At 66.4% G+C, this 22,734-nt stretch carries 17 protein-coding genes and 2 pseudogenes; 12 read left to right on the top strand and 7 right to left on the bottom strand.

The features are described from left to right. Positions 1-11 precede the first annotated feature (11 nt). Positions 12-926 (bottom strand): LysR family transcriptional regulator, encoded by a 915-nt coding sequence (locus V5F66_RS03480; protein ID WP_394093240.1) that lies wholly within the window; start codon positions 924-926, stop codon positions 12-14. A gap of 209 nt (positions 927-1,135) precedes the next feature. Here V5F66_RS03480 and V5F66_RS03475 point away from each other — a divergent pair, with 209 nt between their 5' ends. Then, the gene (locus V5F66_RS03475; RefSeq protein ID WP_394093239.1) at positions 1,136-2,380 is read left to right on the top strand and encodes a carboxymuconolactone decarboxylase family protein; all 1,245 of its coding nucleotides are present in this window, start codon (positions 1,136-1,138) and stop codon (positions 2,378-2,380) included. Then, a complete protein-coding gene (locus V5F66_RS03470) occupies positions 2,377-3,195 on the top strand; it encodes an NHL repeat-containing protein (protein ID WP_394093238.1) in 819 nt (272 codons plus the stop codon). The genes V5F66_RS03475 and V5F66_RS03470 overlap by 4 nt, the downstream gene beginning before the upstream one ends. 320 nt (positions 3,196-3,515) lie before the next feature. Here the strand turns inward: V5F66_RS03470 and V5F66_RS03465 are convergent, their stop codons facing one another. Together V5F66_RS03465 and V5F66_RS03460 are read right to left on the bottom strand one after the other, a co-directional pair. Further along, positions 3,516-4,793: a tyrosine-type recombinase/integrase gene (locus V5F66_RS03465; protein WP_394093237.1), complete on the bottom strand. Its 1,278-nt coding sequence runs from the start codon at positions 4,791-4,793 to the stop codon at positions 3,516-3,518. A 571-nt stretch (positions 4,794-5,364) separates the two neighbouring features. Next, a pseudogene (locus tag V5F66_RS03460) lies at positions 5,365-5,920 on the bottom strand (SDR family NAD(P)-dependent oxidoreductase); the annotation flags it as partial. Between the two features lie 3 nt (positions 5,921-5,923). On the opposite strand from V5F66_RS03460, the pseudogene V5F66_RS03455 reads away from it, so the two are divergent. The 3 genes and pseudogenes from V5F66_RS03455 to V5F66_RS03445 all read left to right on the top strand — a co-directional run. Further along, a pseudogene (locus V5F66_RS03455) lies at positions 5,924-6,313 on the top strand (electron transfer flavoprotein subunit alpha/FixB family protein); the annotation flags it as partial. 210 nt (positions 6,314-6,523) lie between these two features. Next, positions 6,524-10,012, top strand: a complete 3,489-nt coding sequence (locus V5F66_RS03450) for a CHAT domain-containing protein (protein ID WP_394093236.1) — start codon at positions 6,524-6,526, stop codon at positions 10,010-10,012. Then, positions 10,009-10,458 (top strand): hypothetical protein, encoded by a 450-nt coding sequence (locus V5F66_RS03445; protein ID WP_012113630.1) that lies wholly within the window; start codon positions 10,009-10,011, stop codon positions 10,456-10,458. Before V5F66_RS03450 ends, V5F66_RS03445 begins: the two co-directional genes overlap by 4 nt. A 172-nt stretch (positions 10,459-10,630) precedes the next feature. Here the strand turns inward: V5F66_RS03445 and V5F66_RS03440 are convergent, their stop codons facing one another. Beyond that, entirely contained in the window at positions 10,631-11,647 is a 1,017-nt protein-coding gene (locus V5F66_RS03440; protein WP_394049895.1) for a GntR family transcriptional regulator, read from the bottom strand. Then, positions 11,623-13,164 (bottom strand): UxaA family hydrolase, encoded by a 1,542-nt coding sequence (locus V5F66_RS03435; RefSeq protein WP_394093235.1) that lies wholly within the window; start codon positions 13,162-13,164, stop codon positions 11,623-11,625. The genes V5F66_RS03440 and V5F66_RS03435 overlap by 25 nt, the downstream gene beginning before the upstream one ends. 218 nt (positions 13,165-13,382) lie before the next feature. Here V5F66_RS03435 and V5F66_RS03430 point away from each other — a divergent pair, with 218 nt between their 5' ends. The 4 genes from V5F66_RS03430 (at position 13,383) to V5F66_RS03415 (ending at position 16,388) form a co-directional block, all read left to right on the top strand. Continuing rightward, positions 13,383-14,066: an amino acid ABC transporter permease gene (locus V5F66_RS03430; protein WP_012113627.1), complete on the top strand. Its 684-nt coding sequence runs from the start codon at positions 13,383-13,385 to the stop codon at positions 14,064-14,066. 7 nt (positions 14,067-14,073) lie between these two features. Continuing rightward, positions 14,074-14,718, top strand: a complete 645-nt coding sequence (locus V5F66_RS03425) for an amino acid ABC transporter permease (RefSeq protein ID WP_394003101.1) — start codon at positions 14,074-14,076, stop codon at positions 14,716-14,718. Positions 14,719-14,811: 93 nt separating this feature from the next. Continuing rightward, the gene (locus V5F66_RS03420) at positions 14,812-15,552 is read left to right on the top strand and encodes an amino acid ABC transporter ATP-binding protein (protein WP_394003120.1); all 741 of its coding nucleotides are present in this window, start codon (positions 14,812-14,814) and stop codon (positions 15,550-15,552) included. 35 nt (positions 15,553-15,587) lie between these two features. After that, the gene (locus V5F66_RS03415; protein ID WP_394093234.1) at positions 15,588-16,388 is read left to right on the top strand and encodes a transporter substrate-binding domain-containing protein; all 801 of its coding nucleotides are present in this window, start codon (positions 15,588-15,590) and stop codon (positions 16,386-16,388) included. A 157-nt stretch (positions 16,389-16,545) separates the two neighbouring features. Here V5F66_RS03415 and V5F66_RS03410 read toward each other — a convergent pair whose 3' ends face one another. Both V5F66_RS03410 and V5F66_RS03405 read right to left on the bottom strand, forming a co-directional pair. Next, positions 16,546-19,680: a multidrug efflux RND transporter permease subunit gene (locus V5F66_RS03410; protein WP_394093233.1), complete on the bottom strand. Its 3,135-nt coding sequence runs from the start codon at positions 19,678-19,680 to the stop codon at positions 16,546-16,548. Then, the gene (locus V5F66_RS03405) at positions 19,677-20,879 is read right to left on the bottom strand and encodes an efflux RND transporter periplasmic adaptor subunit (protein WP_394093232.1); all 1,203 of its coding nucleotides are present in this window, start codon (positions 20,877-20,879) and stop codon (positions 19,677-19,679) included. The genes V5F66_RS03410 and V5F66_RS03405 overlap by 4 nt, the downstream gene beginning before the upstream one ends. 288 nt (positions 20,880-21,167) lie before the next feature. Here V5F66_RS03405 and V5F66_RS03400 point away from each other — a divergent pair, with 288 nt between their 5' ends. The 3 genes from V5F66_RS03400 to V5F66_RS03390 are packed head-to-tail and all read left to right on the top strand — an operon-like array spanning position 21,168 to position 22,708. After that, complete coding sequence (locus tag V5F66_RS03400) at positions 21,168-21,713, top strand: sigma-70 family RNA polymerase sigma factor (protein WP_012113620.1); 546 nt, start codon at positions 21,168-21,170, stop codon at positions 21,711-21,713. Positions 21,714-21,716: 3 nt separating this feature from the next. Then, positions 21,717-22,193: a hypothetical protein gene (locus tag V5F66_RS03395; RefSeq protein ID WP_394049903.1), complete on the top strand. Its 477-nt coding sequence runs from the start codon at positions 21,717-21,719 to the stop codon at positions 22,191-22,193. Then, positions 22,190-22,708, top strand: coding sequence for a periplasmic heavy metal sensor (locus V5F66_RS03390; protein ID WP_394049905.1), 519 nt, complete (start codon positions 22,190-22,192; stop codon positions 22,706-22,708). The genes V5F66_RS03395 and V5F66_RS03390 overlap by 4 nt, the downstream gene beginning before the upstream one ends. The last annotated feature ends 26 nt before the right edge of the window (positions 22,709-22,734 follow it).

Below are 22,734 nucleotides of genomic sequence, written 5' to 3'. Positions count from 1 at the left end.
GATTATATTATTCAGGCCCATTGACCGACTTCACTAAACACCCGTCGTAGCCATTGATGTCCGGGATCGGCATCATGTCGTGCGTGCCAAGTCTGCACCACCCGGAATGAAGGAATATCTATTGGCGGCGGGAAAAGTCGGAGCGGCAGCCGCCCCGCCAATGGGGCGAAGAGACGACTGGGCTCCGTAGCCACGAGGTCGGAGGCATCGACCAACATCGGTGCCATCAAGAAATGGCCAACTGTCATGACGACGTTCCGTTTCATTCCCTTCTCGGAGAGTACGGCATCGACATAGCCGCTCGGATTACCCTTCATCGAAACCTGGAGATGGCGCAGCGAGAGATAGCGGTCGAGGTCGAGTTTCTCGCCCAGGTCGGGATGATCGCCGCGGCCAGCGCAGATGAAGTCCTCTTCGTAGAGCAGTTCTTCGCGCATATGGTTGGGCGGCTGCGGGAAGTTGCCGGCGATGAGTTCTACAGCTCCTTCATCGAGCATCGGCAGGCCGACACCGTGGCTCGTATTGCGGACCACCAGAGAAACGCCTGGGGCTTCGCGATCGAGCCTTGCGGTCAGACGCGGTAGAAGCACGAAAGCGGCATAGTCGGAGAGACCGACCAGGAACTGCCGTGTGCTTTCGCTCGGATCGAACGCGCGCCCACCACGCAGGACGCCCTCAACCTGTTCGAGGATCGACCGCACGCTCGGCGCAATCTCCTGCGCCAGCGGCGTCGGCGTCATGCCGCGCGGGGATCGGACAAACAGCGGGTCGCCGAACAGAGCCCGGAGGCGATTGAGCGAATGGCTGACTGCCGGCTGGGTTAGCCCGATCCGCTCCGCCGCGCGCGTGGCGTGCCCTTCTGCAACGAGAGCGTCGAAGACAACCAGCAGATTGAGATCGACGTTAGCGATATGAATTCTCTTCATAACGGTAATACTAATAATGAATTGGATTTATCGCAACCGTCGATACAAGGTCTGGCACGAAGTAAAGCGAGGGCGGATGGCAGAGTTGGAGAACATGAGCGTCAGGTCCCACCACCGTAGCAACGGGAAGAGCAAGTTCTCGCCGCCGCTTTATTGAGGCTGCCTTTGCCGCAGTAAGTTCTTTTGCCATCAGTCGGAGCGGGCAAGCCATGGCCTCGGAAACGCATGAGGATCGATTTTCACGCGGCCTGGAGATGCTCCGCCGGATCGGCGGCGAAAATTTCGATGGACCGATCAATGCTCTGGCGGAGACCTCCGCCGATCTGTCGCGCTTCACCGTCGAATATCCCTATGGCGATGTGCTGTCCCGCCCGGGGCTCGATCTCCCACTCAGGCAGCTCTGCACCGTCTCGATGCTGCTGGCAGACGGCAGCGCCCAGCCGCAACTGAAGTTCCATATAGCCGGCTTTCTCAATGCCGGCGGCACCCCCGAAGCGATCGTCGAACTGCTCTTCGTCTCGGTCGCGGTCCTGGGTTTCCCTGCAACCATCAACGCGGTCGGCATCGTTCGGTCGGTATTCGCCGAACGCGAGTTGGCATTTCAGCCCATCAAACCCGCGACGGGTGACGGAGAGGGACGCGGATGGGCCGGACGCGAGATGCTGGAGCGGCTCGTGGCGGGCGACGCCCAGAACTATTTCGACCGCTTCGCCGGCACCGCGCCCGACCTCGCGCAACTTTCGATCGATTTTGGGTTCGGGGAGGCGCTGGCTCGGGACGGCCTTGATCACAAGGCTAAGCTGCTCGCGATCATCGCGATGCTCGCCGCGAGCGGCAACCGCACCGATGCACTGCGTCTTCATCTGGCCGGCGCCATCGCGAATGGAGTGACGTGCGAGGAGATCATCGAGCTGCTGATACAACTCAGCGTCTACCGTGGCTTCCCATCGGCCCTGAACGCATTCTCGGTCGCTCGCAGCGTCTTCGCACTCGGCGTCCAGCCGCTTCAGGTGGACATTCCCGCGCCCGTCGATGCGGAAAGTCGTTCGGATCGATTGGAGCGGGGAAAGGCCCTGCTTGCGAAAAGCTCGGCGGCATCAGGCGACGCCGTGGTCCGTAGCTTTGACGACATTGCACCGGACCTCGGGCGCATGATCGTCGAGCATGCCTATGGCGAGGTGTTCTCGCGCGACGGCATCGATCTGAAGACCCGTGAACTCAGTGCCTGCGCAGCTTTGGCCGCCATCGGTTCCGTAACGACGGAAACGCCTTTGCGGGTCCACATCAACGCCGCCTTGAATGTTGGTGCGAGCCGCGAAGAGATCATCGAAACGCTGGTCAATCTCGCGGCCTACAGCGGCTATCCAGCGACACAACAGGCGATCCGCATCGCTGCGGAAGAGTTCGCCAAGAGCAACCCGCCCTCGCGACAGCGTAAGGAAGAACGTGAATGATCGACCGACGTTCAATGCTTTCCGCCATCATCTCAACTGCACTCCTGCCGCCATCGCTCGCCATGATCACACCCGCCGCAGCGCAGGGCACCAACCGGGCCGAACGTCTCTGGACGGGTTTCAGCTCGCCGGTCGGCATGGCGTTCGACAAAACCGGCAACCTCTTTGTGGCGGAGTGGAGCGCCGGCCGCGTCTCGCGCATTGAACCGGGCGGAAAGCGCACGACATTCGCGGATGATTTGTCCGGCCCCTCGGGTCTCGCGATCGACGCGGAAGGCAACATCTACGTTGCTTCCTATTCTCGCGACGAGATCTATCGCTTCACGCCCGATGGCAGCCGGGAAACCTGGCTCACGGGGCTCGCGACGCCAGCGGGACTTGGTTTTGATCGGACAGGCCGGCTGCTGGTCGCCAACCGCCGTACCAACGAAATCCTCGCCTTCAGCGCCGCCAGGATCCGCAGCGTCGCCGTCTCCGGTCTGAGAACGCCGGTCGGGGCCGTTCAACGCCCCGACAATGGCTTCATTGTCTCCAATATCGGCGGCGGCGTGACGATCTTGCGCGGCGACGGTCGCCGGATCGAGACTGGCGAAGCATTGCGCACGCCGGGTCCAGGGATCGCACAGACAGCAAGCGGCCGGGTCTTCGTGGTCGATTACGGCGGAACAGGCATCCATGAGGTCTCCGACGATGGCCGCACGAGCCTGTTCGTCGATGGTCTTTCCAGTCCCGTTGGCCTGACCGTCTCGCCATCGGGCGATCTCTTCTCGGCCGACTGGGGCAACGGCGCCATCTATCGCATCAGACTTGCGTGAGGCTGACATTCGACAACGCCAGCTGTCATCGGAAAGCTGCACTCTGAGACCACAAACCTGGAACGCCCGAGACACTCTTTTTTGCGTCCAGATGCCCAGAGCCAACGCGGGATTTGGGGGCCGCTCCCTGACATCTCGGTTTCGCAGAAGATTCAACTGCCTTGGGTAGATCTCTCCGCCCTCGTAGCCGTTTTAGCAAACAATTGACCATCAGACTGGCGCGCCTTGTACGGAGGGGTGGCAAGGACAGCACCCGTCCCATGGAAAGCAAAGTACGGGCATTCCAAGAACCAACTCGCGATGCGGAAGTCGCCCAGCAATTAGCGTACCCCGCGTTGAAGGGGATGCCCAACCGACGCCTTGCCGCCCAGGATATCTGCCATTTCGACCGCGATACGGTCCGCTGCGAGCCGCTGCGCTTCGTCGATGTGGATGTAGCGCTGCGTCACGCCGCGCGCCGCGTGGCCGAGCAGCGCCGCGATGGTCAACTCGGAAAAGCCGAGGTCGCCGGCGACGCTGGCGAAGGTGTGGCGCAGGGTATGCGGGGTGACGTCCTCCAGCCGCGCCATCGCGCAAACGCGATCGAGCACGCGCACGATCCCGACGAAATGCCCTTCACCCCAGTCGGCCGGGAAGAAGAAGCGCGATCCCGCCTGTGGTTGAGCCAGCAGAAGGTCGACGGCGGCGCGGCCGATGACCCGCGTCTGCGCGCCGCTCTTCGTGTCGGGAAATCGGATCGAACCTTCCTCGTCATGGAGCCAAGCACGCTCCAAAGCGAGCCCCTCCATGCGGCGTAACCCCGTCATCAGAAAGAAGCGGATCGCCGCGAGGCCGGTTGGGTGCTCTCCCTCCTGCTCCGCGGCCCGGATCGCTTGGCCGAGCTTTTCGATCTCGGCGCGACTCAGCCGGCGGTCGCGCGGCATGCTGGCGAGGCGACGCACGCCCCGCGCCGGGTTGTTTTCGATCTTTCCCAGCCGGACACCGTGCTCGAGAATGGCGTGCAGAGTCGACATGGTTCGCGCAGCAACGCCCTCGCCGCCCGTCGCGGCACCGCCGCGACCGCCGGCGCGGGGCTTGGAAGTCTTGCCCGCCGCGATGTCCGCCTGTGCCCCCTCGATATCGCCGAGCTTGAGCGCGCTGACCGCGCGCTTCCCGAGGAGCGGCCGGATATGCACGTCGATACGGCTGCGATCCATGGCAAGCGTTGACGCTTTGATGGGCCGGCGTGTCTTACCGAGGATCCGGCCGGCCTCCGCCGCGGCCAGATACCAGTCGCACACCTCAGCAACGGTGGTGGCGTTACCGGCCGCCGCTTGCTTTTCCTCGAGAGGGTCGATGCCCCTGGCGATCCGGCCGAGGACGGTCTTCGCCTCGCGCCGCGCCTCCTCCAAGGTCAGGACGCCGTAGCGGCCAATCATGATGCGACGGCTGCGGCCTTGGGCGTTGCGATATTGGACGACGAAGGTCTTCAAGCCTGAGGCGACAACCTTGACGCCGAAGCCCCGGAGTTCCTGATCCCACTCGATCAAATACGAACCTTTGACCCCAACCTTCGAAGGTTTCAGAGCATCGACCGTCTGCTTCGTGAGCTTTGTCATTATATATCAATGCGTTAGCAATGTTTTGCTTACTTTATCACGGACGACCCGTCGAAGTAAGCAAAAAGTCAGCTTTTCAGGGCGCGTTCAGGCGCGCCATTGGGGAGGTTCGGCGACGGAATTGATAAAAAATATATAGCTATCATAGCAGTTTATGCGAATTCAGCGCAATTCCTCGCAGCGTGGCGAAAGCGCCTGTGGCACCTTGCCAAGGTTGGGGTCGTGGGTTCGAATCCCATCGCCCGCTCCAGTTTCGCTAAAAGAAACCAGTGACTTAGAGATTTTATCTCCAGCACCGTTTCGCTTACAATCCACTCGCTCTCCGTTTTTGTAAGCATTTTGCAAGCACGCGAACGCGTGCTGCTGGATATGACTGCGCGATTCTCTCGTCTCGATGAAACATTGCGTCCGGTCATTCGATCTCCGAACCAGGCGCACGCTATAGGGCAAAGCTCGGGCGTCGATGTGGCAAGCAAATACAGGAGAACGGCGAAGTAGTGGTAGCTGAGACCCTCATCTTTGGTGGCAAGGCGGTTTCTTTCAAGTCACAGATCGCTCCTCCAGACGGGGATCAGAAGCGCTCGCCCACCATCTCCTCGCTCTTGGCCCCGAGCGCCTCGGCGAGGGCGGGATCGAGCGCCTAGGAGCGCACGCCCTCGCCGATGGGGTTGATGAGCCCGTCGGACACGGACGAGACGTGGCAGTTCTCGCAATAGTGGCCGCCGACCAAATCGGCGACCGCCCCGGCCCACACCGAGGTCGCGGCGCCCTGCGGGATGGTCTTCCACCGGAAGGGCGGCTGGCCTTCGGCGGCCAGCTCGGCGTTGATCCGCTCAAGCATCTGTTCAAGGACGCCTGTGCCGATATGGCGTCCGAGCTCCGTCTCGATGCCGCCGGTCGAACGCAACCGCGAATAGGACGTTGGCGGTCTTTGAGCGTCCGTAGGCGACGATCGGGTCGTAGGGCGTGCCCTCGAAGTTCGGGCCTTCTAGGTCGACGTCCGCGAAGCGGTGGCTGACGGACGCTACGTTCATCAGCTGCCCGCCGGGGGCGATGCGGTTGATCCGCACGAAATGGCCGAGATGATTGGTACCAAACTGGGTCTCGAAACCGTCCGCCGTATGGCCGAGGAGACCATCGCGGCCTCCGACCGTCCGGAGCTGACGGCGGCGAAGATCATCGTCTCCGGCGGCCGCGCTTTGGGCTCGCGGGAGAAGTTCGCCGAGCTGATCGAGCCGCTGGCGGACGTGCTGGGCGCCTCGCGCGCCGCGGTGGATGCGGGCTCCGCCCCCAACGACTGGCAGGTGGGCCAGACCGGCAAGGTGGTAGCCCTGGAGCTGGACATCGCGCCGGGCATTTCCGGCGCCATCCGGCATCTGGCCGGCATGAAGGACAGCAAGGTCATCGTCGCCGTCAACAAGGACGAGGAGGCCCCCATCTTCCAGGTGGCCAACTACGGCCTCGTCGGCGACATCAACACCGTCGTCCCCGAGCTCGAGGCGGAGATCGGAAAGATGTGAGGCTGAGGCGGCCCTCATCGCCGACAACGCGCGTGCCCTGGTGGACGAGGAGGTTTCGTCCGCCAGGGCTGGCGGAGATGGTCTCGGTGACCTGCGCGGTGATCTGGCCCGGCAGGTCCGGCCGAGACGACGGCTCCTGCCGGCCACAGTGACGGCCCTTGACGATGCGGGAAAAGAGCCGAAAGTTGCGCCGATGCTGGGGAGGGCGACATGGTGGCCTTCGTGCGCAAGGCCGTGGCTTGGCTCCTGTCTCGTCTCCGTCCGGCACGGGCTGCATCAGCCCATGGCAAGGCCAGCAGCCTTCTCGATACCTGCCCTACTGCCCCGGATGCATCGCTGCGGGCGCTGGGTGCGGCTCTCGCCGATCCTGAGGAGCTGATCCGGATCGGCGCGGCGCGCGCGGCACCCTGGCTGGCGCCGAAGGGGGCGGCAGAGCTGCTGTGGGCGCGCCAGGAGCAACTGGCGGAGCCACTACCCGTCGCCGAGGCCTCCAGTCTTGCCATCGCTATCGAATGGGCCGGCGGGAACGGCGTACCGCTTGCTGCGCGTATCCTCCAGACGACGCCCGAGGTGGTGGAAGCGGCCACGGCCGGTGACGGCGCGCATTGGGCGCGTGAGATGAACCAGTTGGTGGACCGCATCGCGCGGCCCGGCCGGTTCCGCCTGCTTCAGCCCTTCTTTGTTGCGCACCGCCTGCGTACCGGGCCGCCCCAGGACCAGCCGGAGCACGACGAGGAAGAACCGGACGCCGGCCAGCGGAAGGCGCGGGCGGCCCGATGGGCCTTCGAGAACGCCTGCCGCGATTTTTCCAGCTTCGGCAGCGACGCGGCAGTCCGGGCAAGCCTCGACGCGGCGTTCGCCGACACGCTTGGGCGCCTCGACGCAGGCGACACCGACGGCGCGGTCGAACGCCTCCTCGCTTTTGCGATCACCCATCAGGACGAGCGCGTGCGGCTCACCGCCCAGCGCATGCTCCCGGCCTTCGGAAGACAGGCGTCGGAGCCGCTGCTCGCCATGCTGGCCGGCAAATCCGACATCCTGCCGGGACCCGAGGTGATGGCCGCCATCGCGGCCGCGCCGCGCGGCTATATCCCCGAAGGCGCCACAAGCGAAAGCCTGCGCGCATTCCTTGCCTGCGAGACGCTGGAGGATTTCACCGACCGGCCCACCGCCTTTGCCATCGTGCAGGCCGCGCTTTCGGGGGATGGACCGGCTCGGACCCGCGCCCAGCGGGTCGCCGCGCGCATGTCGGCCGATGTGGCGCTGCCGGTGCTGGCGTGGCGCGCGCTTGGCGGGGCCACCCCATCCGAGCGCATCGAAGCCCGCACCCTGCTGGACCGGATCCTCAGCCGCGATGCCGCCCTGGGCATCCGCTTCCATCGCATCGGCGCCACCGAAGTGGAACCGGAAACACTCGCGTGGCTGGGGCGCATCGTCCTGCCCGCGCCGGACCGTCGCGCATGGACGGACAACGAAGATGTCGCCCTTGCGGTGCTGGCTGAGGCCATCGCCGTCCTCCCCGCCCTGTTCAACGACGCCGGCCATATGTACATGGAGCTGGGCACCGCCGAGCGGTTCGATCATTTTCTCAGGACTGACGGTGTGGTCCCCTCCCGCAGCACCGGGTCCGACGCGCGTGAATATGTGCCGCGCCCGGCACCCCCCATCGCGATGCGGACAGAAGAGGAGGCGCCCACCAGCGAGACCTTTGCCAGCCGGAATGCGCGGTTCGACGCCATCGTGAAGCTCGACCTGCCCGACCCCGACTTACCGTCCCCTGACACGGCCGAAGAGGCTCCCCCGACGGCGCCCCTCCCCGAGCCGGCGCCGCGGTTCACCGATATCCAGCTGTTCGAGGCGGAACGCGAACTCGGACCGCTGGAGCCCCTCGTCCACGGCCGCGCCTACACCCTGAGCATCGCGGTGCGCACCCTGCGGCTCGGCCTGACGAAGGAACGCCAGGAGCAGCCCGACGTGCGCATTCCGGGACAGACGCAGACTGAAACCGTCTGGGCCATCGTCAGCGACGAAAGCACTGCCGAATTTGACGACGCGGAAGGCGGCGCCTTCGACATCGACAGGCGTTTCGCCTCCTTCCGCCTGCCGGTGACGGGGGATTCGGAAACCGCGGCGCTGTTCACGCTCACCCCGAGGGTCAAGGCGTTCCGCCAGCGCGGCGGCGGGCGCGGGCGCATCGGCGTCCGCCTGTATCACCGGCTCAACCTCATCGACCACCTGGAGCTCGAGCTGCGGTTGGAGGTGCAGCCGAACCAGCCCCTCTCCCCGCCGGACGATCCGGCCCTCAAGGCGGTTTTCTGCCGGGCGCTGGGCACGAGCGTGGAGCCGCTTGACCCGGACCGCGCGGCGCGCACGCTCAATATCGCCATAAGTCGCGTGGCCGACACTGAAGCGACCTATCGTTTCGCAGTGGCCCTCGGCGATGGTGACGGCGCCCCCCGGACCTATGCCGTGAAGCGCCTGCGGTCCGACCAGCTCGACACCTTCATGACGCGCTTCCGCGCCATTTTGCTGGACGCGGTGTTCGGCGAGGCTTTCGCCAAGGCGGAGCTATCGCCCGCCGTCTGCACCAAGACCCTCACCGACCTCACCCGCCTCGGGCAGGACGTGCTGACCACCCTGTTCGACTACGGCGAGGGCGGCGACTTCTTCAGCCTCGGCCAGATCATGCTGGAGGCGCTGCCGCAGGCGCCGGTGGTGCAGATCGTGCTGGGCAAGGGGGCGGAGAACCTTGCCCTCCCCTGGCAGATCCTCACCGTCGACAACCGCCCTCCCCCCGCTCCCGGCGCCGGCGCGGCACGGGTGAAGCCGGAGGACAATTTGTGGGGCTTGCGCTTCGTCCTCGAGGTCAAGCGCTGCGGCGACGGGGTGGACCGGCGCCCACCGGCCGGGCGGGACCGGAGACCGATCAAGGTGCGCTACGGCAACTGGCCGTTCGCGAACGAAGCCCAGCACCGCGCCCGCCTCGCGCAGATCATCGCCGCCCACGGGGACGAGGCCATCCTGGTCGAGCCCGTTCTCACGGGCGCGACCGATTTCGTGGAGGCGCTGAAGGGCGGCGGCGAGCTGATCTATCTCTACGCCCACGGGCACGCGGCGGCGCCGACCACGCCATCGGCCATGGCCCTGCGCGACCGCACCCTCGCCAAGCTCGCGGACGTTGAGGAGGAGCTGAAGCGCAATGCCGCCGGCCTGCCCTCGGCCGAGCTTGAGCCGCGCGTCGCGGCTCTCAAGGCCCTGAAGGACGTGGTAGGCCAGGGCGATGAGGCCAGCGCCCTCACCCTCAGCCTCGCGACCGTGCGGCTCACCGACCTGCTGCTGGCCCTGCCGCCGGACGGCGCGAAGCTTACCGACGCGCCGGTGCTGTTCCTGAATACCTGCCAGTCGGCGCAGATCTGGAACGGGGTCGAGAATTCCTTCGTCAGCTTCTTCCTCTCCCGCGGCGCGCGCGCCATCATCGGCAGCGAGGCTACCATTCCCGCAGTATTCGCGGACCGCTTCGGCTGCGAGGTCATGGGCCGGATCTTCCAGGGGGAAACCATCGGCGAGGCAGTGCGGCAGGCGCGGCTCACCCTGCTTCAGGCGAGCCGCAATCCACTGGGGCTCTGCTATGCGGTCTACGGAGCGGGCGATGCGCGGCTGATCCCACAGCGCACAATGGGGATGGGAGGACCAAGATGAGCGACATTCAAACCGTGATCGGCGAACTTCAGCAGGCCGACGACGACAAGCTGCTGGAACAGCTCGGTGCCTATTCCAAGGCCTATGCATCGGATGCGGCGAAGTTCTCGGCTCCCGCAGCCGCCATCCCCCTCGACATGGCGACCATGGGGCCGCTCGACGGACTGATCGAGATCGGTCGGCGGGTGCTGAAGCGCTGGCAGAAGGTCATCTACGATCTGGTCTGCGGCGGCGGCGAGGTTGACCCGGATGCGCGCAAGACCATCCTTGATTCCCTCAAGATCAACTCGCCGGAAGCCCTCGCGGCGGCAGTGGCTGGCGTTCTGATCAGCACGTTCAACGTGGGACCCGCCATCGCCACCATCGTCGGCGTCCTGTTCGGCCGCCTTCTGCTGCCGGCGGCAGGCCAGGTTGTCTGCGAATACTGGAAAGAACAACTGGCCTGAGCTCCTGAAGCATGGCCGGGCGCCTCCCGGCCATCCGTCTTCCACGGCCGCAGGGGTGGTGCGGAACTCTCGCGTCATCTCGCGGAGCCGGCCGGTCCGGTCGAGACCCTCAGGTTCCAGCGGACCTGCCGGATGCTGATGCGGATTGAGCCGAAGCTGCTCGGTTCGCACCCTAGACGATGTACGGCAGCGGCGCGTGCTCGTGGGTGGCGCGGAAGGCGGCGAGGCGCAGGGCCGCCTTGTCGCTGGAGGCTTGCAGATGGGCCACCAGGGCCCGCCGCGCCACCGCGTGCTGGCCCTTGCGCACCGCCTTTATGATGTCGAGGTGTTCGCCCATGAAGGGGTCCACAAGCCCGTGGGGTTTCAGCTCCATCTGGATATGCTTGCCGGAGACGAGAATGCAGCGGGTGCGCTTCAGCGCCTCCATGATCTCCGGATTGCGCCCATGGCCGATGCAGTCGATGTGCAGGTCGTTTTCCAGCACGTCGAGGTCTGCGCTCTCCACCTTGGGATAGCTGTCCATGGCGTCCCGCAGCCGGCGCTCGATGGCATCGAGCTGCGGCGTCGGGATCTGGCCGATGGCGCTGTCGAGGGCCACCGGCTCCAGCAGAATGCGCAATTCGTAGAGGTCGCGAAAGCGCGCTTCATCCAGCGGCACGGTCCACCAGTGTGACTTCTCGCCCTTGGAGACGATGCCCACCTCGCGGGCATGGATGAGCAGGTCGCGCGCCACCGTGCGCCCCACGTCGAAATGGCGGGCGATGGCCAGTTCGTTGACGCGGAAGCGGCCAAACACCGAGGACAGGATGATCTCGCGCTCGAAATCATAATAGAGCGCCTGCCAGGCAAAGCCCTTCCGGGCTTCCACCGCCTCGTCGCCGCTTTTCAGCATCTCCGCCGTCACCGGCAGGCGGCGCGGAGCGGCGGCACGGCCGACCATGAGACCGCGCCCGTCGAAGCGGGAGACGACGCCCTCTTCTTCCAGCTCCGCCAGCGCCTGCTTCACCGGCGAGCGGCTGGAGCCGAACAGGGCCGCAAGCGGCCCCTCCAGCAGAACGATGCCTTCCGGCAGCACGCCCGCCGCGATGGAGCGGCGCAGCCGGCCGGCGATGACCGCATAAGCCGGCGTGCGATCCACAACGGGCGCTGCGGTCCGCGCCGCGCTCAGGTTACGGCGCCGATCTGCCATGGCACGAACTCGCTGTCGCCGAAGCCGAAATCCTCGCTCGCCGTATGCGCGCCCGAGGCCACGGCAAGAATCATCTCGAAGATACGCTCGCCCGCGGCGGCGATGGTGTCCTCGCCGGTGACGATGCCGCCGCAGTTGATGTCCATGTCCTCGTGCATGTGCTCGTACATCTGGGTATTGGTGGCGACCTTGATGCAAGGCGCCGGCTTGAAGCCGGAGACCGAGCCACGGCCGGTGGTGAAGACGACGATGTTGCAGCCCCCCGCCACTTGGCCGGTCACCGCCACCGGATCGTAGCCGGGCGTGTCCATGAACACAAAGCCCGTGCGATCGATGATCTCGGCATATTCATAGACCGCCTCGAGCGGCATGGAGCCGCCCTTGGCCACCGCGCCCAGCGACTTCTCCAGAATGGTGGTGAGCCCGCCGGCCTTGTTGCCGTGGGAGGGATTGTTGTTCAGCTCCGCGCCGTTGCGCTCGGTGTAGGTGCGCCACCAGTCGATGCGGTCCATCAGCTTCTGCGCCACCTCGGGGCTCACCGCGCGGCGGGTGAGCAGGTGCTCGGCGCCGTAGATCTCCGGCGTTTCGCTGAGCACCGCCGTGCCGCCGTGCTTCACCACCAGGTCGGCGGCATAGCCCAGTGCCGGGTTCGCCGAGATGCCCGAATAGCCGTCCGAGCCGCCGCATTGCAGCGCCACCTTCAGGCCGGTGAGGGGCACCGTGGTGCGCTGGGCGGCATTGGCGATGGGCAGCATCTCGCGGATGATGGCGCTGGCGGTCTCGATGGTCTTGCGGGTGCCGCCGAGACCCTGGATGGTCATGGTGCGCAGCAGCCGGCCCTCCACCAGCCCCTCGCGGGAAACGATGGGCTCGATCTGGTTGGTCTCGCAGCCGAGGCCGATCATCAGGATGCCGGCGAAATTCGGGTTCTTGGCATAGCCGCCGAGCACGCGGGTGAGATAGGCGTAGCCCTCGGTCTTGGTGTTGATGGCGCAGCCGGTGCCGTGGGTGAGGGCGACCACGCCGTCCACATTACCAAAGCCCTCCAGCCCGCCGCGGTTGAAATGATCGGCGACGGCGCGAGCCACCGTGGCCGAGCAGTTCACCGAGGTGACGATGCCGATGTAGTTGCGCGTGCCCACCTGGCCGTCGGGCCGCACATAGCCCTCGAAGGTGCGCCGCGCGGCCTGCGGCAAAAGCTCGGTGGCGCGGCCGTCCTCGGCGAAGTGGTGAGCGACATCGCTCTCCTGCATGGCGAGGTTGTGCAGGTGGACATGGGCGCCGGGCGCGATGTCGGCGGTGGCGACGCCGATGGTCTGGCCGTACTTCAGCACACGCGAGCCTGCGGGGATGGGGGCGACGGCCATCTTGTGGCCGCTCGGGATCTCGGCCAGCGCGGTCACGCCCATTCCATCGAGGATGACGGCGGCTCCCGCCGGAATGTGCGCGCGCGCCACCCCGACATTGTCCGACGCATGCAGGTGGATGAGGGGTGATGCGGCGGACGTCGTCAGCATGGCGCTTCCCTAAAAATGATCATTGCGTGCATCAATCAATCATGTTAGACATGGTTTAGTCAAACAAAAAATATAACAAATATCAGGGTTATGGGGACGCCAATGGCCAGACATCCGTGATCCATCGTCTCATTCGTGTGCACTTCTGGCGCACGCCAAAGCATTCATGCCAGTCATGAACGCAGATATAGTGTCATCGGCGAAACGGACCTGATGCCGTGGGCTATGAATTCGATTTTTCATTTCTGAACGAGTATTGGCCTGACCTCCTTAATGGCGTCTGGCTGACGCTGGGCATGACCGTGGCATCGGTGCTGCCCGGATTCATCCTCGGCACCCTGTGCGCCGTGGGGCGCCTCTACGGGCCGCCCTATGTGCAGCGCGCCGTCGTCTTCTATGTGGAGGCGATCCGCAACACCCCGCTCATCATCCAGGTGTTCTGGCTGTTCTTCGGCCTCGCGGTTCTCGGGGCCAAGATCGGGCCGTTCCCCGCCGCCGTGATCGCGCTGGTGGTGAATGTGGGGGCCTATACGGCCGAGATCATGCGGGCGGGCTTCCGCTCCATTCCCAAGGGCCAGATCGAGGCGGCGCACTGCCTTGCCCTCACGCCGACCCAGGCCCTGTGGTCGGTGCAGCTGCCGCAGGCGGTGGAGCGGGTCTATCCCGCCCTCGTCAGCCAGTTCGTGCTGATGATGCTGGCCACCGCCATCATGTCGCAGATCTCGGCGGAGGAACTCACTGGCGTCGCCTACATGATCCAGTCCTTCACCTTCCGCGGCTTCGAGGTCTACCTCGTCATCGCGGTCATCTACCTCGCCATGGCCTCGCTGCTGCGCCTCAGCCTGATGGGTGTGGCGCACGTGTCCTTCCCCCGCCTTCGCCGTCTCGGCACGCCGCTGTGAGGATGCCATGCTGGGCCTGACCATCGAGCAGATCGCCTACCTCTTCCGTGGCGCCGGCTGGACCATCGTGCTGTCCGTGCTGGGCTTTGTCGGCGGCACGCTGCTGGGCCTGCCGGTGGCGCTCGCCCGTGCGTCCAAGAACCGGCTGCTGCGCTTCCTGTCCGGCCTGCTGGTGCAGCTGGTGCAGGGCATTCCGCTGCCGGTCATCATGTTCGTGGTCTACTTCGGCATCTCCATCGCCGGCTTCGACGTGCCGGCGCTGGTGGCGGCGGGCGTCGCCATGACGCTTTATTCCGGCGCTTATCTCGGCGAGATCTGGAAGGGCTGCATCCTCGCCGTGCCTCGCACCCAGTGGGAGGCGGGCGAGTGCCTGGCGCTGACCAAGACCCAGCGCTTCGTCTTCGTCATCCTGCCGCAGGCGCTGCGCATCGCGGTGCCGCCCACGGTGGGCTTCCTGGTGCAGATCGTGAAGAACACCTCCTATTCGGTGGTGATCAACTTCTTCGACCTCACCTATTCGGCGAAGGTGATCAATAACGCCACCTACAAGCCGTTCACGGTCTTCACCATCGCGGCGCTGATCTATTTCGCCATCTGCTTTCCCATGTCGCTTCTGGCGAGCCGGTTCGACCGCCGGCTGCACCGCAGCTGAGGACGCGCCATGGACCTGACCTCCCGCACCCTGACCTCCTCTGCTCTGCCCTCCTCCGCCATTCCCGCAGCCGATCCGCACGAGGGCCTTCGCATGACCAGTTCCGCCGCCCCCCTGGTGCGCTTCAAGAATGTGGAGAAGAGCTTCGGCGCGCTCCAGGTACTCAAGGGCATCACCCTCGATGTGGCGCCGGGGCAGGTGGTGGCGCTCATCGGCCGCTCGGGCTCCGGCAAGAGCACGGCACTGCGCTGCGTGAACGGCCTTGAAACCATCAATGGCGGCGAGCTGGAGGTGTGCGGACGCAAGCTTCACGCCGGCAAGGTGGACCTGCTGGAACTGCGCAAAGACGTGGGCATCGTCTTCCAGAGCTATAATCTCTTCCCCCATCTGACGGTGGAGGAGAACATCACCCTTGCCCCGCGCAAGGTGCGGCGCATCAGCAAGGCCGAGGCCCGCGACATCGCCGCCGAGGTGCTGGAGGAGGTCGGCCTTTCCGAGAAGGCGCAAGCCTATCCCGAGCAGCTCTCGGGCGGCCAGCAGCAGCGCGTCGCCATCGCCCGCTCGCTGGCCATGCGGCCGAAGCTGATCCTGTTCGACGAGGTCACCTCGGCCCTCGATCCGGAACTCACCGGCGAAGTGCTCAAGGTGATCGAGCGCCTCGCCCGCGAGGGCATGACCATGATGCTGGTGACCCACGAAATGGCGTTCGCCCGCTCGGTGGCCAACACCGTCGTGTTCATGCACCAGGGCCGCGTCTGGGAAACCGGGCCCGGCGCCATGCTCGCCAATCCCGTCACCGACGAATTGCGCCAGTTCGTCGGCAGCGGCCTGTAATCGCCATCAAAAACACTGACCGGAGGAACCCCAGGATGCTCAGGACCCCCATCATCGGCGCCATGGCGCTCGCGCTCGGCCTCGCCGCCGTTGCGCCCGCCGCCGCCGAGACGCCCGCCGGCATCAAGCAGCGCGGCAAGCTGATCGTCGCCATCGACGTGTCCCACCCGCCCTACGGTATGCTCGACGACAAGGCCAAGGAGACCGGCTCGGACGTGGAGACCGCGCAACTGCTTGCCAAGGACCTCGGCGTCGCCCTGGAGGTGGTTCCGGTGTCCGGCGCCAACCGGGTGCCCTCCCTACTCGCCAACAAGGTGGACGTGGTCATCGCCTCCTTCTCCATCACGCCGGAGCGCAAGAAGGTGGTGGATTATTCGCTCCCCTACGGTGTGATCCCGGTGGTGGTCTCCGCGCCCAAGGCCATGGCCATCAAGACCCCCGCAGACCTTGCCGGCAAGTCCATCGCGGTCGCCCGCGGCACCACCGCCGATATCGAGCTTTCGCGCACCATCAAGGACGCCAAGGTGGCGGCCAACATCGTGCGCTACGAGGACGAGGCCACCGCGGTCACCGCCCTTGCCACCGGCCAGCAGGATCTGCTCGCCGCCGCCCTCTCCACCGCCAACACGGTGGCCGAGCAGAACCCGGGCAAGACCCTGGAAGTGAAGCTGGAGATGGCCGCCTATCCCATGGCCGTCGGCCTGCGCAAGACCGATCCCGAGCTGAAGGCCTATGTGGACGAGTGGGTGAAGGCGAACCTTGCCAACGGCAAGCTCAACGACATCTACAAGAAGTATTTCCACCTCTCCCTGCCGGAGCATATCGCGGCCGAGTGAGCGTCCTGCGCCGTCATGCCTGTTCCGCCCCCTCCGCCCTATGGCCGCAGGGGGCGGGTCCGGGGAGAGGGCACGGACCTCGGGTGCTGCCCTGATAACCTCGCCTGACCGTTCGCGCCCTCCCCCCCGGGCCCCTTGTACCTCAATGATACGCCGCTCACTCGGCGGCCACATCCAGCGGCGGCATCACCGCCGGCGATGGCGGCGCCGGGCGTCGGCGATCGGCGAAGAAGCGCTGCAGGCGGTTCATGTAGAGGTAGACCACCGGCGTGGTGTAGAGGGTCAGCACCTGGCTCACCAGCAGGCCGCCGACGATGGCAAAGCCCAGCGGACGGCGCAGCTCCGATCCGGTGCCGGTGCCCAGCATCAGCGGCAGCCCGCCGAGCAGCGCCGCCATGGTGGTCATCATGATGGGCCGGAAGCGGATGAGGCAGGCCTGGTAGATGGACTCCTCCGGCGCCATCCCCTCCTCCCGCTCCCGCGCGAGGGCGAAGTCGATCATCATGATGGCGTTCTTCTTGACGATGCCGATGAGAAGCAGAATGCCGATGAGCGCGATCACGCTCAGGTCGTAGCCGAAGAGATAGAGGATCAGGAGCGCGCCGACCCCCGCCGACGGCAGGCTCGACAGGATGGTGAGCGGGTGGATGTAGCTCTCGTAGAGCACCCCCAGGATGATGTAGACGGCGATGATGGCGGCCAGGATCAGGTAGGGCTGGCTGCTCAGGGAATTCTGGAACGCCTGCGCCGTGCCCTGGAAAGTGCCGATCAGGGTCGCCGGCATGCCCATCTCGCGCTCTGCTTGCTTGATGGCGTCCACCGCCTGCCCCAGCGCGGTGCCGGGGCTGAGGTTGAAGCTCAGCGTCACCGCCGGGAACTGGCCCTGGTGGGAGATGGAGAGATAGGCGGACTTTGACGTATCCACCTTCACGAAGGCCGAGAGCGGGATCTCCTCGCCCGTGCGAGGCGAGCGCACATAGAGCTTTTCCAGCGCGCTCGGGTCACCCTGCAGCGTGGGATCCACCTCCAGGATCACGTGGTACTGGGACAGCTGGGTGAAATACTGCGCCACCTGCCGCTGGCCGAAGGCGTCGTAGAGCGTGTCGTCGATCACCTGGGGCAGGATGCCGAAGCGCGCCGCGGTGTCGCGGTCGATGGTCAGGGAGACCGTGGGCGCATTGGTCTGCTGGTCGGTGGCCACGTCCTGCAGCTGCGGCAGGGCGCGGAGCTTGGCAAGCATGCGCGGGCCCCAGGCGTTCAGCTCGTCGAGATTGGCGTCCTGCAATGTGTATTGATACTGCGTGCGCGAGGGCCGGCCGCCCACGTTGATGTCCTGTGACGCCTGGAGGAACAGGGCGATGCCCTCCACCTTGGCAAGCTGCGGCCGCAGCCGGGCGATGACCTGGTCGGCGCTGGCATCCCGCTCATTGCGCGGCTTCAGTGTGATCCAGACGCGGCCGGTGTTCACGGTCTGCGAGCCGCCGGTGGCGCCGGCCGCGCCGGACACGGCCTCCACCGCCGGATCGCGCGCCACCACCGCCATCAGCGCCATCTGCTTCTGCGTCATGGCGGCAAAGGAAATGTCCTGCGCCGCTTCGGAGAAGCCCTGGATGAAGCCGGTGTCCTGCTGCGGGAAGAAGCCCTTGGGGATCACCACATAGAGATAGCCGGTGGCGGCCATGGTGACGAACAGGCTCATGAGGGTCGCGAACTGGTGCTTCAGCACCCATTTCAGGCCGGTGTCGTAGACCTTGAGCATGCCGTCGAAGAAGGCCTCCGCCGCCATGTAGGCGCGGCCGTGCTTCGCGCCGTGGTCATTCTTCAGGAACAGCGCGCACATCATGGGGGTGAGGGTGAGCGACACCACCACCGACACCAGGATGGTGATGGTCACCGTGACCGCGAATTCCCGCAGCAGCCGGCCGACGATGCCGCCCATCATCAGCACCGGGATGAACACCGCCACCAGCGACAGGCTGATGGAGATGATGGTGAAGCCGATCTCCCCCGCCCCCTTCAGCGCCGCCTGAAAGGGTGGCAGGCCCTCCTCGATATGGCGGTAGACGTTCTCCAGCATGACGATGGCATCGTCCACCACGAACCCCACCGCGATGGTCAGGCCCATGAGGGACAGGTTGTCGATGCTGTAGCCCAGCACGTACATGACCGCGAAGGTGCCGATCAGCGCCATAGGCACCGTGACGGAGGGGATCACCGTCGCCCACAGGTTGCGCAGGAAGGCGAAGATCACCCCCACCACCAGCGCGATGGTGAGCAGCATGGTGAACTGCACGTCCTCCACCGAGGCGCGGATGGTCTGGGTGCGGTCGGCGATGATCTCCACATTGATGCCCGGCGGCAGGGCCGCCTCGAGGCGCGGGATCATGGCGCGCACCCGGTCCACGGTCTCGATCACATTGGCGCCGGGCTGCTTGAACACGATGAGCTGGATGCCGCGCTTGCCGTTCTGCCACGAGGCGAGGCGCACATTCTCGGGGCCGTCCACGGCCCGGCCGATGTCGCGGATGCGCACCGGCGCGCCGTTGCGATAGGCCACAACCACCTCGTTCCAGGGCGTGGCAGCGAGGAGTTGGTCGTCGGCATAGATGGTGAAGCCCTGGGCCGCGCCGTCGAAACTGCCCTTGGGCTGGTCCACGGTGGCGGCGGCGAGCACGGCCCGCACATCCTCGAGGCTCATGCCGAGGGCCGCGATCTTGGAGGGGTCCACCTGCACCCGCACCGCTGGCTTCTGCTCGCCGGTGATCGCAACCTGCGCGATGCCGGCGATCTGGCTGATCTGCTGCGCCAGAATGGTGTCGGCGGCATCGTCGAGCTTGGTCAGCGGATAGAGGTCCGACTGCACCGACAGGATCAGGATCGGCGCATCGGCAGGATTGATCTTGCGGAACGTGGGCGGGCTCGGGAGGTTCTTCGGCAACTGGCCTGAGGCCGCGTTGATGGCCGACTGCACGTCCTGCGCCGCCGCGTCGATGTTGCGGTTGAGATCAAACTGGATGGTGATGGCGGCGACACCGAGCGCGCTCGTGGACGTCATCTGGGTGACGCCGGAAATCTGGCTGAACTGCCGCTCCAATGGGGTGGAGACGGACGACGCCATGGTCTCCGGGCTCGCCCCCGGTAGGCTCGCCGACACCTGGATGGTGGGAAAGTCCACCTGCGGCAGCGGCGCCACCGGCAGCATCAGGTAGGCCACCGCGCCCACCATGACGAGGGCCGCCATCAGCAGCGTGGTGGCGATGGGTCGATGGATGAAGGGGGCGGAGATGTTCATGCCGGGCTCACCGCGCTGGCGCTGGTGAGCGTGCCGCCCGCGGGCGCGCCATCGGTTCCCGTGCCGGGGGTTCCCGCCGGCGCCTGCCGCACCGAAACCCGGGCGCCCGGCGTCAGCTTGTACTGGCCGTCCACCACCACCCGGTCGCCGGCGGTGAGGCCGGCCTCAAGGAAGGAGATGCCGTCACGGCTGCCGCCCACCTTCACCGGGCGCTGCTCCACGGTGCCGTCGGCCTTCACCCGATAGACGTATAACCCGTCCGGGCTGCGCTGGATCGCCTGCGCGGGAACCGTCGCTACCGCCCGGCGGGTGTCCACCAACACCTTCACGTTGACGAAGGCGCCGGGCCAGAGCTTGAGGTCGTCGTTGGGGAACAGCGCCTTGAGGCGCAGGGTGCCGGTATCGGAGCTGATCTGGTTGTCGATCAGCTGGATCTGGCCTTGGCCCATCTGCGTGGTGCCGTCCCGCTTCAGGGCGATCACCTCCACCGGCCCGCGCGCCATCGCCTCGCGCACGTCCTCCAACCGGTCCTGCGGCAGGGCGAACAGCACGGCGACCGGCTTCACCTGGGTAATCACCACCAGCCCGCCGGTGTCGGAGGCGTGGACGATGTTGCCCTGGTCCACGAGCCGCACGCCGGTCCGCCCGGAAATGGGCGCGCGGATGGTGGCATAGTCGAGCTGCACCTGGGCATTGTCGATGGCGGCCTGATCGCCCTCCACCGCCGCCTGGTACTGGGCCACGAGGGCCGACTGGGTATCGAGCTGCTGTTGGGATGCGGCCTGCTTGGGAACAAGGGTCTTGTAGCGCTCGTAATCCATCTTGGCATTGGCGAGCAGGGCCTCGTCCTTGGCCTTGGCCGCCCTGGCCTGGTTGAGCGCCGCCGTGAACGGGCGCGGATCGATCTGCGCGAGCAGGTCACCCGCCTTCACGTCCTGTCCCTCGGTGAAGGCGACCTTCTGCAATTCGCCGTCGACGCGCACCTTCACCACGATGGTGTTGGAGGCCTGCACCGTGCCGATGCCGAGGGCGTAGATGGGCACGTCCTGAAGCCGCACCGTATCCGCCACCACCGGAATGGGTGGGGCGACAGCCTTCGCCTTGGGGGCGTCCGGGCCGGGCGTCAGCAGCCCGAAATGCCACGTGACGGCGCCGGCGAGGATCACCGCCGGCGTCACGATCCATAAGACAGGCCGCATCAGCTCTTGCGCTCCAGTGGTCAACGGGCCTTTCAACCCGCCGGCGGACGGAACCCTGCGGCCATGCGTCCAGGCTCACGGGACTGTGATCGCATCAACGGACAACGGGCACCGCAGGGTTTCCCCACCGTGCGGGTTCAAAGGATCAAACCCGCAGAACGCCGCCGGCCTGCGGCGCCGCAGCGGAAGCAGCCGGGCGGGCGCCCGCCCTGGGACGGGGCGACCGATTGAGGGAGAGCGCACCATGGTGGCATGTTGCGGGGATGGGAGGCGGGTTCGAATACGCCCATGCGCGAGGCGAGCGACGAGGACCTCATGGCACGCGTGGCCACCGCCGACGCGGCAGCCTTCCGGACGCTCTGTGACCGGCATGCGGCGCGCGCCGCCGGCTTCGCCCGGCGCTTCCTGGGCGATGCGCAGGACGCGGAGGACATCGCCCAGGAGGCCCTGCTTCGGGTCTGGCGCGCCGCACCGCGCTGGCGCCCCACGGCGGCCTTCGGCACGTGGCTCTATCGCATCGTGGTCAATCTCTGCCTCAACCACCGGCGGAAGGCCCGCTTCCTGCCCCTCGACGGGACCGAGGAGGCCGCCGACCCGGCGCCGGACGCCCTCGCGCGCATGGAGCGCCGGGAGGACGACCTCGGGCTTTGGGCCGCGGTCGCCGATTTGCCCGAGCGGCAGCGCGCAGCCATCCTGCTCACCTACTGGGAGGGTCTCTCCAATGCGCGCGTGGCCGACATCCTCGGCACCTCGGTTCCCGGGGTGGAAACCCTGCTGGTGCGGGCGCGGCGCAGCCTACGCGGCCGCCTCGGCCCGCACCAGAACGGAGGATGAGGCATGACGCGCGCGGAACTCGAACGGCTGATCGCCCGCCACGGCGCGGACCGCGCCCTCTGGCCCGCAGGCGTCCGGCAGGATGCCGAACGGCTGGCGCGGCGGGACCCGGTGGCGCGGGCGCTGCTGAAAGAAAGCGACGCGCTCCATGCCCGCCTCGCCGCCGGAACCCGACACCACCCGAAAGACACGGAGAGCGGAAGACGGGTCATGGAGGCCCTGTTCGCCTCGCCGCTGCCGCCCCAGAGCCAAAGCGGGCCGACGGGCTGGCTCCCCGCCTGGCTGGTGTCGGTGGATCTCGCCCCGGCATGGCCCAGCATCGCGCTTTTGGCCGGCATGGCGCTTTTGGGCTTCGTGATCGGCACCGGCACCGGTGGCTTCGGCCTTCTGCCCGGCGAGCTTCACGCGCCGCAATTTTCCGGTGGCGACGTAAGCACCATCGTGTTCGAGCCCGACCCGCTGGGGGAGGAAGTTCTGTGAGCCTTGAACGGCGCTCCCTCCTGGCCATGCCATCTCAGCGCCTGCTGCTGGTGGCCTCCCTCGCGCTCAACCTGTTCTTCGCCGGCGCGGCGGTAGCGGTGGCGTTCCACCGCATGCACGGCCCGCCGCTGGCGGCGCGAAGCCAGACGGTGCACATCGACCGCCTCGCCGCCACCCTGCCGGCGGCGGACGCAGCCGTGCTGCGCGCCCGCTTCGGCGACATCGCCGGCAGCCTCGCCGCCGCCGAGCAGGCCTCCCGGCTGGCGCAGGACAAAGCCCGCAGCGCCATCTCAGCGACCCCGTTCGACGAAAGCAGGGGCGATCAGGCGTTCGTCGAGCTGAGGGCCGCGCGGCGTGCGGTCTGGCTCATCGTCCACAAGGCCATCCTCGATGCCGCCAAGGACATGTCCCAGGAAGGACGCGACCAGCTCGCCGCCTGGGTGCCACCCGGACCCGCCCGCGCGGGCGGCGCCACGGAGAGGACGAAACCGCCGGCATCAAACGGCGGCCAGTGACACCGCATGGCGTACCGAGTCCGGCA

The organism is Xanthobacter versatilis (assembly GCF_043193975.1).
Lineage (GTDB): Bacteria > Pseudomonadota > Alphaproteobacteria > Rhizobiales > Xanthobacteraceae > Xanthobacter > Xanthobacter autotrophicus_E.
The sequence above is the reverse complement of the archived record's forward strand: the minus strand, read 5'-3'. Positions and strand labels throughout refer to the sequence as shown.